This window comes from Clostridium nigeriense (genome assembly GCF_050585265.1).
GTDB lineage: Bacteria > Bacillota > Clostridia > Clostridiales > Clostridiaceae > Clostridium > Clostridium nigeriense_B.
Genome location: NZ_JBNOOE010000003.1, coordinates 220,595 through 234,580 on the forward strand (window position 1 = coordinate 220,595; position 13,986 = coordinate 234,580).

General features: G+C 26.8%; 7 protein-coding genes. All 7 read left to right on the forward strand.

Going from position 1 to position 13,986, the window contains the following annotated elements; translation table 11 throughout:
- Positions 1 to 111 precede the first annotated feature (111 nt).
- The 7 genes from gloA to ACQPVP_RS04635 all read left to right on the forward strand — a co-directional run bounded on the left by gloA (position 112) and on the right by ACQPVP_RS04635 (position 13,944).
- The gene (gene gloA, locus ACQPVP_RS04605) at positions 112 to 495 is read left to right on the forward strand and encodes a lactoylglutathione lyase (protein ID WP_430847683.1); all 384 of its coding nucleotides are present in this window, start codon (positions 112 to 114) and stop codon (positions 493 to 495) included.
- 150 nt (positions 496 to 645) lie between these two features.
- Complete coding sequence (locus ACQPVP_RS04610) at positions 646 to 1,584, forward strand: L-lactate dehydrogenase (protein WP_430847685.1); 939 nt, start codon at positions 646 to 648, stop codon at positions 1,582 to 1,584.
- Between the two features lie 187 nt (positions 1,585 to 1,771).
- Positions 1,772 to 3,166, forward strand: coding sequence for a L,D-transpeptidase family protein (locus ACQPVP_RS04615; protein ID WP_430847687.1), 1,395 nt, complete (start codon positions 1,772 to 1,774; stop codon positions 3,164 to 3,166).
- Positions 3,167 to 3,428: 262 nt separating this feature from the next.
- A complete protein-coding gene (locus ACQPVP_RS04620) occupies positions 3,429 to 8,081 on the forward strand; it encodes a S8 family serine peptidase (protein ID WP_430847689.1) in 4,653 nt (1,550 codons plus the stop codon).
- A gap of 287 nt (positions 8,082 to 8,368) precedes the next feature.
- Positions 8,369 to 9,202 (forward strand): deoxyribonuclease IV, encoded by an 834-nt coding sequence (locus tag ACQPVP_RS04625; RefSeq protein ID WP_430847691.1) that lies wholly within the window; start codon positions 8,369 to 8,371, stop codon positions 9,200 to 9,202.
- A gap of 83 nt (positions 9,203 to 9,285) precedes the next feature.
- Entirely contained in the window at positions 9,286 to 10,452 is a 1,167-nt protein-coding gene (locus ACQPVP_RS04630) for a class I SAM-dependent methyltransferase (RefSeq protein ID WP_430847693.1), read from the forward strand.
- Between the two features lie 117 nt (positions 10,453 to 10,569).
- Positions 10,570 to 13,944: an AAA family ATPase gene (locus ACQPVP_RS04635; protein ID WP_430847695.1), complete on the forward strand. Its 3,375-nt coding sequence runs from the start codon at positions 10,570 to 10,572 to the stop codon at positions 13,942 to 13,944.
- Positions 13,945 to 13,986 lie beyond the last annotated feature (42 nt).

A 13,986-nucleotide genomic window follows, 5' to 3' on the forward strand; every position in this document is an offset into this window, starting at 1 on the left:
ACAAAAAGCATTAAAAGTAAATTCATTCCAATATAATTTAATATAAGTTGATTAATTTAAATTTAATTAATATAATTATTATATAAAAATTTTTAATTAGGAGGGCACAACATGTCAGTAAAAATGTTGCATACTTGTATCAGAGTAATGGACTTAGAAAAGTCATTAAAATTTTATAAAGAAGCTTTAGGATTAATGGAAACTAGAAGAAAAGAATTTCCAGAGCATAAATTTAGTCTTGTTTATTTATCAAATGAAGAGGGCGGTTATGAAATAGAACTTACTTATAATTATGATGTAGAAAAACCATACGAATTAGGAAATGGTTTTAGTCATATAGCTGTAGAAGTAGAGGATTTAGAAGAAATGAGAGAAAAACATATTTCTCTAGGATATGAAGTAACACCGTTTAAGGGATTACCAGGAACTAAGCCTTCATATTACTTTGTAACAGATCCTGACGGATATAAAATTGAAGTACTAAGAGCTAAGTAGTTTTGAATCTAGTAACTTTACAAAAGTTACTAGATTTTTTTTATAAAAATCACATAAAATATACTAAGTAATAAAATTGATAATAATTATTATTTAGTATATAATATATAGATAAAGAATATTCTTAAAAAAGGATGAAGGTGTATAAATATGAGTAAAATATCAATTATTGGCGCAGGATCAATTGGAGCAACAACTGCCTTTGCCTTATTACAAAAGGAAGTTGCTAGAGAAATAGTTATAAATGATATAAATCAAGAAAAAGCATTAGGTGAAGTTCTGGACTTAATGCATGGAAGTTCCTTATCTAGTCCTTGTAATGTTACATTAGGATCTTTAGAAGACACGAAAGATTCAGATTTAATTATAATTACTGCTGGAGTTGCTCAAAAACCAGGAGAAACAAGATTAGATTTAGTAGATAAGAATTATAAAATTTTTAAAAGTTTTGTTCCAACTCTAGCTAAATTAAGTCCAAATGCAATACTTTTAGTAGTATCAAATCCTGTTGATATACTATCTTATATGACATATAAGTTATCAGGATTCCCTAAGGAAAGAGTAATTGGTTCAGGAACAGTTCTAGACACAACTAGGCTTAGAAGTTTACTTGGAAAGTACTTTGGAGTTGATGGTAGAATAGTGCAAGGATATGTTTTAGGTGAGCATGGAGATAGTGAATTTGTACCATGGTCATCACTAACTATAGGAAATATTCCAATAAAAGATTTTTCAGAGCAATTATCAATAGAATGGGATAAGGCTACAGAAAAAGTTATAGCAGATGATGTGAAGAATGCTGCTTACGAAGTTATTAATAGAAAAGGAGCAACAGCATTTTCAGTTGCAGCAGTTTTAACAAGAATTGTTGAGGCATTCTTAAAGGATGAGAAAACTATTTTATCAGTTTCAACACTATTAAATGATTATTATGGAGTAAAAGATACGTATTTAAGTGTACCAACAATAGTAGGTAGAAATGGTGTAGAAAAAGTATTAAATATTAAATTTTCTGATGAAGAAAAGGAAAAGTTCATTAATTCAGCTGATTTAATGAAGGAATATATAGATAGAATTAATGAAAATTAAATAATATAATAATCTAGATTTCTAAAGTAGACTATAAATGTAATAAATATATTTATAGTCTACTTTTTTAATTTGAATTAATAATTAAAATCTATAAAGATATTAACAATTGTATGGGTTTTAAAATTGTAGTGTTAAACATATTATAGATTAGCTATTAATTTATATTTTAGAAGGGTAAAAGGTTATGGTAAAAGAATTTTTAGATAAATTAAAAAAAAATAAACTGATTGGAAACCTAGTAATAATACTTTCATCTATATTACTTATATATTTAATAACTTCAATATATTTTATAAATCATTTCTTTTTTAATACTGAGATTAATGGAGTAAATTTATCATTGAGAAACTATAAAGAAGCTAATGAAATTTTAGAATCATATATAAATAATTATAGTTTACAAATTATTGGTAGAGATGGGAGAAGTGAAGATATAAATGGAAGAGATATAGAACTTACTTATAAAGATAAAAATATAATTAACTATATTAAAAAGGATCAAAGTTCAATTAAATGGATAGAATCACTATTTAGTGAAAAAGATTATTATATAGATGGTTTAGTTAATTTTAATGAAGAAACTTTAACTAAAATAGTCGATGATATGGATATTATAAATAAAGGAATTGTAGAGCCTGTAGATGTTAGTTTTAAATATAATAATGGCATATATGAAATAGAGTCTGAAGTTTATGGAAATAAAATTAATAAGGATAAATTAATTACAATTTTAATTGAAAATATAAGACATGGAGAAAAAATAGTAGATTTAGAAAAAAGTTTATGTTATGAAAACCCTAAATATACTTCTAACTCTGATAAGACAATAGAGACAAGAGATTTATTAAATAAGTATGTATCTACAAAAATAACCTATCTATTTGCTGAAAAAAAAGAAGAGCTAAATGGTGATATAATAAATAATTGGCTAAAGTTAGATGAAGATTTAAATGTTGTTATTAATGAAAAAGCTTTAGAAGAATACATAGCAAAGCTTAGTAAAAATTATAATACTGTTGGGATTACAAGGAAATTTAATACATCAACAGGACAGATAGTTGATGTAAATGGTGGATATTATGGTTGGAAGATTAATTCAGTTGCAGAAGAAAAAATGCTTATAGAAAATATAAAATTAGGAGCTAATTTAGAAAAAGAACCAATATATTCGCAAAAGGGATTATATAGAGAAGAGGATGATATTGGAAATACTTATGTTGAAATCAATATAACAAGACAATATTTATGGTTTTATAAGGATGGCAAAGTTATAGCAGAAGGTGGCATAGTTACAGGAGACCCAAGAAAGGGTTATTCTACACCTTTAGGAACATATATGATTAATTATAAACAAAGAGATGCAGTATTAAGGGGACAAGGATATGAGTCAAAGGTTAGTTATTGGATGCCGTTTAATGGAAATATAGGTATTCATGATGCTAGTTGGAGATATTCTTTTGGAAATAATATTTATGAAAATAATGGAACACATGGATGTGTTAATTCTCCATTAAGCCTAGCTAAGAAAGTATATGAAAATATTGAGGCAGGAACTCCTGTTATATGCTATAAGGAGTAAAATAAAGTGGATTTTAAATGAAAGATTAAAAATTTTTTCTAAATGAGCTTAAAAGAGAATTTGGTATAAAAAATCAAGGAAGTTAAAATAGTATCGACAAGTTTATTACATTAATAAACATAATAAAAATGCTGTCGAAAAATTTGGATAAAAAAACATTACAAAATATGCAAAAGAGATGTATAATAATTTGTAATAAATTATTAAATATTTAAATTTAATGATTATTTTTTAGAAATTAATTTAAAAAGGGGGCAAAATAATGTACAAAACTAAAAAAAGGTTTATATCTATTATCATTTTAATTTTTATGTTCTTTTCATTGTTAATGGGTATTAAACCATCAGTAACATTTGCTAAAGATGTTATTAATGATGACATAATAAAAGAAGCATTATTAGAAAAATTAAATCAAAAGATAAGTTCTGAAGATTCATTTTCTGGAGTTGAAAAATTAGAGGTAGATAATGAAAATTCTAAGATAAGTGATGAAGGAAATCCAGAAGAAAAAATCAGAGTTATTGTAGAGCTGGAAGATAAGCCAGCAACATTACAGCTAGAAGATGGGGTACAAGCTGAAGAAGAATTAATTAATGAAGTTAAAGAGGCACAAAAGCCTATTCAAGAAGAAGTAGAAAATGAAACAGGGGAAGAAGTTAGACATACTTATGGAAACTTAATAAATGGTTTCTCAATAGAAGTAAAGCGTAAGGACGTTGATAAGATAGAAGATATAGATGGAGTAAAGAAGGTAAGCGAGGCTAGAGTTTATTATCCTGATATGTCTACAGCAAAAGAGTTTACACAAGCTACTAGTGTATGGAAGGACTACGGGTACAAAGGTGAAGGACTTGTAGTTTCAATAATAGATACCGGTATTGATTATACACATAAGGATATGAGATTATCTGATATATCTAAAGCTAAAATTAGTAAAGAGGATATAAATCAAGAAGTTGGAGAATATTTTACTGATAAAGTTCCATACGGATATAATTTTGCTGATGACGATGATAAAGTTATAGATTCTTCAGGTAGCATGCATGGAATGCACGTTGCAGGAATAGTTGCTGCAAATGCTTTAGATGAAGAAGTTAAAACTAATGAAGGTATTCAAGGCGTAGCACCAGAAGCACAATTGTTAGCTATGAAGGTTTTTAGTAATAATAGTGAAATACAAGGAGCTTATTCAGATGATATTATTGCTGCAATAGAAAAATCAGTAGAACTTGATGCTGATGTAATTAATATGTCATTAGGATCATCTGCTGGATATAGAGATGATAGTGATCCTGAACAAGTTGCAATTAAGAATGCAACTGATGATGGGGTAATTTGTGTAGTTTCAGCAGGAAACTCTACTACATCAACAGCACCATATATTATTGATGGAATTAGTGATGTTGGAGTTGTTGGATCACCAGGAATTTCGACAGATGCATTACAAGTTGCAAGTTCAGAAAATTCAGTAATAACATTACCAGCATTTACTGCAAATATAAATGGTGAAAATGTTATTATGGGATATACTCAAGCTGAGGTAGAGCCTTTAGATACTTTTGGAGAAAATGAAAATCTTACATTATTAGATGCAGGAAAGGGAACTGTTAATGATTTTAGTGGGAAAGATTTTAATGGAAAAGTTGCTCTAGTTCAAAGAGGAGATATTACATTCGTAGAAAAACAAATTAATGCACAAGCTGCTGGAGCAAAAGCAGTTATTATTTATAATACTGTTGCAAGTGAATATATAAATATGGCAACTGATTCCTCAATAAAAGTACCAGCAATTTTTGTTAATGGAAATGATGGAACTTTATTAAAAAATAATATTTCAAATGCTGTTATTAATTTTAATAATAAAATTGCTATTAAAGAAAATTCAGCTTCAGATGAAATGTCAGATTTCACTTCTTGGGGACCAACTCCTAATTTAGAGTTTGCACCTCAAATAACAGGGCCAGGTGGAAATATTTATTCTACTTTAAATAATAATAGATATGGAAGTATGAGTGGAACTTCTATGGCAGCTCCAAATGTAGCTGGAGCAACAGCATTAATTATTCAAGGGTTAAAGGATAATGGAATCAATCTTCAGGGGAGAGAATTAGTTGAGTTTGTTAAAAAATCTATAATAAATACTGCAGAGCCTTTAATAGAAACTACTGCTTTAGGAGAAGAACTTCCATATTCTCCAAGAAGACAAGGTGCTGGTATGTTACAAGCTAAAAATGCTATTGAAAATAGAGTTCTAGCAACTGGAGAGAATAATGAAGCTACTATTTCATTAAAAGAAATAGGGGATACTACAGAATTTGAAATAACATTAAAGAATTACTCTGACAAAGAAGAAAGCTATGAAGTAAAATCTTTAGGTGATGTATTAACAGCTTTTGAACCTGGAATGGTCGATGAATCTGTGATTGGAGGAGTTGTTGACTTTGATACAACATTAGAAGGTGGAAGTCTAGACTTTAGTACTGATAATGTAGTAGTGCCTGCAAATGGAGAAATTAAAGTTAAAGTTACTTTAAATGTTCCAAAAGATACAGTTACAAATAATTTTGTAGAGGGTTTTATAAACTTTGAAGCATTAAATGAAGGAACACCATCATTAGTAGTACCATATATGGGATACTATGGTGATTGGTCTGAAGAATCAATTATAGATGGAGCTGTATGGAATGAAGATACTGTATATATGGTTCCAAGTTTTGCAGCATCTAAATTATTAGGGGAATATAATTATTTAGGATATGAAGGCAAAGATAATAATGGAAGTATTCTAATAAATGAAAATAAGATTGCTATTTCTCCAAATGATGACGAATCTTTTGATTCTATAGTTCCTGCATTATATTTATTGAGAAATGCTAAGGATATAAAAGTTGACTTATTGGATGAAAATAAAAACTTAATTCAAAGCAATATAAATGGAGATATAGATTTAAAAAAGAAAATTTTCTCATCAACAGGAGGTAGCCAAGCTTCTATTTATTCAAGTTTAGCTTGGAATGGTAAATTATATAATAAATCTACTGGTGAGTTTGAGGCTGCTAGTGAAGGACAATATTATTTAAATTATAAAGCAAGGGTAGATGGAAGTGAAAATTATCAAGATTTTATTATTCCAGTTAAAGTAGATGTAACTCCTATTAGTACAACTCTAGAGTCAAGTAAAGAAAGTTCTGAAAATAATTATGAATTAAGAATTGGATTTAATGGTGAGTTAGTTAATAAAAATGTTATATCAACTGTATTATTTGTTAATGGGAAGAAAGTAGAAAATTATACTACAGAAAGTGATGAATTAGTTTCTAATTTAGAACTAAATGAAGGTAAAGTAAATACAATTCAATTAGCTACCATTGATATTGCAGGTAACTATTCTGTAGATAAATACGAAGTAGGTGTAGGAAATTATAAACCAGAGGTTAATTTAATAGATTTCTCTACAGATGAAGGTTTAACTAATAATCAATTAGAAATTAAAGGCGAATATTTAGGAGATGTAAAAGAAATATTGATTAATGGTGAGGCACCTGACTCTATGGAAAATGGTGTATTTACTAAATCAATAACATTAAATCAAGGGTATAATAAAATAAGATTATTTGCTTCAGATTCTAATGGTAATACTATAGTTGATAAGAGTTATAGAGTATTCTGTGATTCTATAGCACCAGAAATTAATATATCTGAGCCTAATGTATTAGAAGATGGAAAAGTTATTACTTCTAAGGATGAAATAAAACTTAAGATATCAGTAAGTGATAATACAGAAGGATACAAGCTTTATATTAATGGTGAAAATAAAGAAAATATTTCTATTGATGGTTCTAAGGGTTCTGTAGATACTTATAGGGAGTTTGAATATGATATACCAGTAGTAAGTGGAGAATTTATTACAGTTAAAGCTGTAGATACTCTTGGTAACGAAACAAGTAAGAAGTTCCAAGTTATAGTAGATAAGAGTGTACCAGAAATAAATATAGAAGGATTAGAGAATTTTAACTATTATAATGGAAGTATTACTCCAAATATAGAAGTTACCCCAAGCACTGCTAAGATTACAGCAACATTAAATGGAAACCCTTATAATTTTGAAGAAATCACAGATGAGGGAAGTTATGTACTAGAAATTGTTGTTCTAGGTTTAAATGGAGTAGAGATTAAGAAAACTATCAACTTCACAATCGATAAATCTGCACCTCAAATTTTAGTAGAAGGTATTGAAAATGGTAAATACTACAATACGAATGTTTTACCAAAGATAACTTCTAATGAAGATGCAAATATTTATCTTGAATTAAATGATGAAGCTTATAATGGTGAGAATATAGTTGATGAGGGGAGTTATACTTTAAAAATTAAAGCAATTGATAGATCAGGAAATGAATCTGTTGCAGAGTACAATTTTGTAATAGACAAAACTGCTCCAGAAGTTACTATAGATGGAGTAGTAAGTGGAATGAAGTATAATAAAGAAGTTAATCCTGTAATTACTAGCAATGAAGATGCAGAATTAACAGTAACATTAAATGATAAACCTTACACTGGTGAAGTTATTAATGAAAATGGAAGTTATACTATTAATGTAGTTGCTAAGGATTTAGCTGGTAATATAACTGAAGTTTCAAGAACATTTACAATTCAATTACCAGATAAAGGCGGAATTAAACCAAACCCAACACCAACTCCGACACCAACTCCGACACCAACTCCAAATCCAGGAGGTAAGGATAATGATGATAATGCAGGAGATGGTAATAATACTAGTGGAGATAAGAATTCATTAGGAAAAGGAAATTTACCTAATACAGGTAATGAAGAATATTACTATGTTATAGTATCTGGATTATTGCTTGTTGTAATTGGGGCATTTATCTATAAAAGAAAAACTTCAAAAGAGTAAAATAATATTAAAATAGGATATAGGGGGTATTCTCTTATATCCTATTTTAAAAATTATTATTAAATTTTATAGGACTATTTACATAATATTAAGTGATTCTGGGAAAATATCTATGAAAGGATTAGGATGAAATGATCATCAATATTAATATTTACTTTAGAAAAAATAAGAATTTCTTTATTAAATAATAAATATTATTAATTAGACTTGCAATGATACTATACATTATAGTATCATTTATTTAATTGAAATAAGAAATATAGATATAATAAATTGTGGAGGAAATAATGTTAAATATAGGATGTCATTTATCAACAACTAAAGGTTTTGAAAATATGGGAAAAGAAGCACTAGAAATAGGAGCTAATACTTTTCAATTTTTCACTAGAAATCCTAGAGGGGGAAAAGCAAAAGATATAGATATTAATGATATGGAAGGTCTTTTAAAAATAGCTAGAGAAAATAACTTTGCAACTATTTTAGCTCATGCGCCTTATACTTTAAATGCATGTTCAGCAGATGAAAGAACTAGAGAGTTTGCAAGAGAGATGATGGAAGATGATTTGAAAAGAATGGAACTTATGCCAAACAACTTATATAATTTTCATCCAGGTAGCCATGTTAAGCAAGGTGTGGAGATAGGGATAACATATATAGTAGAACTTTTAAATAATGTATTAAGAGAAGATCAAAGTACTACAGTTTTACTAGAAACTATGGCTGGAAAAGGGTCAGAAGTTGGAAGAACCTTTGAGGAAATAGCAGAAATAATCTCTAGAGTTGAGCTAAAAGATAAAATGGGTGTATGTTTAGATACATGTCATGTTTATGATGCTGGTTATGATATTGTAAATAATCTAGATGGAGTTTTAGAAGAATTTGATAGAATAATTGGATTAGAAAGATTAAAAGCTATTCATTTAAATGACAGTAAAAATCCATTTAAAAGTCATAAGGATAGACATGAGAAGATTGGAGAAGGATTTTTAGGATTAGAAGCAATAACTAATATAATAAATCATCCAAAACTTAAGAACCTACCATTTTTCCTTGAAACTCCAAATGAATTAGATGGTTATGCTAAAGAAATAGAACTATTAAGAAGCAAATACAGAGAATAAATTTTTCCTTAATTATCCATTATTAATTATGCATTATCAATTTTTAATTTTGCTTAGCAAAATTAAACAAAGGGGAGTTTTACATGGAAGAGTTAATAAATGCAATTAAAGAAATTGTAGCAGATGAAGTTATTAAGGTAGTTATTAGTAATAAAGTAAACAAAGATATTAAATATAATAAAATTAATGTAATATTAAAGGTAAATAATAAGGGGAAAAAATATTATCAAGTAGAAAAATTTACTGAAAAACAAGTATTTCATGAAAATATTGAAGTTAATGATTTAGAAAAAACTTTAAATAATTTAGTAAGTAATAATTATAAACAATTATCTGCTTGGTCTAATAATACTACTTTTGATTTAAAGATATCTAAAAAAGGAAAAGTGTTCCTTGGGAAAAAAGGATCAAATAACAAAAATTTAGTTAATAAAAGCCATAATAAAGAAAAAAATTATATACTAAGGGAAGGCATGATAATAGAGCCTTTAATAGATTTAGGTGTATTCACTAAAGAAGGTAAAGTGATAAATTCTAAGTATGATAAATATAAACAAATTAATAGGTTTATTGAAATAATAGATGATGAAATAAAGAAAAATAATTATAAAGAGTTAACAATATTAGATTTTGGATGTGGAAAATCTTATTTAACATTTGTATTATATTATTATTTTGTAGAAATTAGGAATATAAAAGTTAAAATGATAGGGTTAGACCTTAAATCAGATGTTATTGATAAATGTAATGAAATAGCTAAAAGATATAAATATGATAACTTACATTTTGAATTAGGAGATATAAATGGATATAGGTATGAAAATAATGTTGATATGGTAATAACTTTACACGCTTGTGATACAGCAACAGATTATGCCTTATATAATGCAATAAAGTGGAATGCAAAAATGATTTTCTCAGTTCCATGTTGCCAACATGAATTTAATGCTCAAATGCAACCGGAAGCTCTATCAATTATTTCTAAATACGGTATAATTCAAGAAAGAGTATCTGCATTAATGACAGATGCAGTAAGAGGAAATCTTTTAGAGGCTTCAGGATATAAAACTCAGCTTTTAGAATTTATTGATATAGCTCACTCACCTAAAAATATTTTAATTAGGGCATCAAAAGCGAATATTTCAAATAATAAGAAAGAAAAAGCTTTAAATGAAGTACATACATTAATTAAGGAATTTAATTTTAAACCAACATTATTAGAATTGTTAAAAAATGATAAATTGATATAACTTACAATGCTGTACTTGATTATTTAAGTACAGCATTTTACTTATGATTAATTTACTAGAGATATAATGATAATAATATGAAATAATCATAGATAAATAACAAAAAGGGAGGATATTATGGTAAATAAAGAATTAAAATTAAAAATTGAAAATAAATTAAATAAAGAATTCATAGGACAAGAGGAGTATTTCAAGTATATTACAGAGTATTTCATTGATAAAGTTGAAAAAAGTGAAAAGGGAATAGTACTTGTATCAGGACAAAAAAATACTTTTAAAAAAGTAAGTATTAGAATTATATTTGAAAAATTGTATGAGGAAAAAATAATAAGCAATAGAAATTTAGAGGAAATTGATTTATCAGCTTATAATTTCAATATGGGATATAATGCCTTTTTGACTGATTTATATGAAAAGCTTAATAGCAATACATCTGAAGCGATAATGTTTAAAAATACAGAAAAGGCATCAAAAGAAATAATAAATCTTTTATCTAAAATTTACCCTAATTCATGTATTAGACTTAAAAATAATTATTCAGTAAAGAATAAGTTTTTAGTAGAAGCAGAAAAAGAGGAAAAAAATACGATAAATGAAATAGTATGTCATAATAAATTTTTTGTATTTATTTATAACTATGAGGATGTAAATGAATTAGATGAATTCATGGAACAATCTTTAAAAAATGTAGAGAAGATTTTACATACAAAGGAGCTTACAGATAAAGAAAAGAATATTATTATTAGTAAAAAAATTAATGATGAAATAGAAAAAATAAAAAAAGACTTTGGAATACAATTATTATTGGGGTATAAGGAAGGTGCTGTAGAAAAGGATAATTACAGCGTACATGAATATTTACAAGAATCATTTAGAAAAAGAGGAAGTTTTGATATTACAGAATATATAAATTATATCTTTTGTAATCCAATAAGAAGTTTAATAGTTAAAGAAGGATTAATACAAGGCGAAAAGATATTAATTTATGTTGAAAATAATAATTTAAGATGTCAAATTAATAATGAAATATATGGCTTAAATAATTACTCAATACCTACTGTAGAAGAGGTAAAATATAAGCTTGAATCTATTATTGGGTTAAATGAATTAAAAGAATTCTTGGCAAATATAGAAAATAATAATAAGGTTCAAAAAATCAGAGAAAAACTTGGTTTAAAAACATCCTATATATCATTAAATATGATATTTGCTGGGAATGCAGGAACTGGAAAGACTAATGCAGCAAGAATTACATATGAATACTTAAATGCTCTTGGATTACTTTCTAAGGGAACTTTAGTAGAGGTAAGTAAAGCTGATTTCATAACTGAAAATATAAATGATACTGCTAAAAGAACAAATGATATTATTAATTCAGCTTCAGGTGGGGTACTATTTATAGACGAAGCTTACTCTTTATGTGAAGGGGAAGATGATAAGGTTGGTAAGGAGATAGTAGATGCATTATTAAAAGGAATTGAAGATAATAGAGATAAGCTAACTGTAATTTTAGCTGGTTATGAAAAAGACATGGAAGAATTTTTAAGCTTAAACCAAGGACTTAAGTCAAGATTTCCTAATGTAATACATTTTGAAGATTATAATCCTAATGAAATGTATGAAATAGCTATTCAAATAGCAAAAGCTAAGGGATATAGAATAGCTAAAAATGTTAAAAATGATTTGATTGATCTATTTACTAGAAATCAACTTACTGGAAAAAATGGATTAGGTAATGCAAGATTTGTAAGAAATATAATTGAAAATGCTATTATATATTCTTCAAGAAAATATTTAAATAATAACAGAAGTGAAATAGATCTTTTAGAAAGAGAAGATTTTAACTTTAAAGCAAATGCAAAATTTGATTTAGAAGAAAAATTACAAAATATTATAGGACTTGAAGACGTTAAAAAATTATTAAGAAGTCAATATAAGTTATTAGTAGCTCAAGAAAAAAGAAAGTCAGTTGGAGTAAACACTGAGATTGAGCAAAATTTAAATATGGTATTTGCAGGAAATCCTGGTACAGGTAAAACTAGTATTGCAAGGCTAGTAGCAGAAATGTTAAACAGCATGGGCTTTTTAAAGGTTGGGCAACTGATTGAAAGTGACAGATCAAGTTTTGTATCAAACATACCAGGAGAAACAGCTAAAAAAACAGAAGAAAAATTTAAAGAAGCAATTGGTGGTGTTTTATTTATAGATGAAGCATATACATTGGCTACAGATTCATTAGGAAGAGAGGCAATAGAAACACTTTTAAAGTTAGTTGAAGATTATTCAAGAGAAGTAATAGTTATATTAGCTGGATATGAAGAAGAAATGGAGAACTTTTTCGATGTTAATATCGGTTTAAGATCAAGATTTCCATTATGGACTAATTTTGAAGATTACAATCCAAATGAATTACTGGAAATGGCAATTAGATTAATTGAATCTAAGGGATTTAAATTATCTAAAAATGGATATAATGCTCTGAAGAAAAGCTTTGTGGATATTTATGAAAATTCAGATGCACAATCTGGTAATGGGAGAATGGTAAGAAATTACGTTGAAAACTTAATAAGAGTTCAAAGTATAAGAATAGTAGAAGAAGATACTAGTGTATATGAAATTAATTTAATAACTGCAAAGGATATAGAAAAACTTAATACTTCACAATATGATAACGAATTTGATTTAGAAAAGCGTTTAAATAATTTAGTGGGTAATGATGAAGCAAAAGAATTTTTAAGAAATCAATATAAATTAATAAGAGTTAAAGAAAAACGAAAAAAATTAGGATTATCTACTGATATAAATAGATATATGAACATAGTATTTACAGGTGAAATAGGAACTGGAAAAAAGACAGTATTGAATATATTTTCAGAAATACTATATAGCATGGGCATAGTAAAAGCAAAGAATATAGTAGAAATAAATAAGGATGAAGCTTTAGAGTGTATTAATAATAATACATCTTTCGAAGAAGTTTTAAATAAACAAATAGGAAAGGTAATTTATATAGATGGAGCTGAATTTTTATTAAAGCCTTATTCTAATAAAATAATTAAAGATTTAATTAAATTTATGGATAAGTATAGTAATAATACTGTAGTAACTTTATCAGGAAGAGAAGAAGATATTAGAAAATTAATGTATTTAAATCCAGAGTTAAATTATAGATTTTCTTCTATGTTAAACTTTGATGACTATAGTAAGGAAGATTTAATAAATATGGCCCTAGGAATTCTTGATAAGAAAGGATATACTTTAGATAAAAATTCAAAGAAACAATTATCAGATACTATAACTGAACTTTATAATAATGAAAAATTAACTTTAAGAAACGCCCTTATGGTAAAACAATATTTAGATATTTTAATTAGGGAGCAAAGCATTAGAATATTTGATACAAGAATTAATAATAAAGAAATGAACAATATTAATTCAAATGATATTTATATAAGTAAGGAACAATTCATTATAAAAAACATATATAAATAACATATTTACCTCTTTTTTGATTTGGGGAAATTATAAAAATGT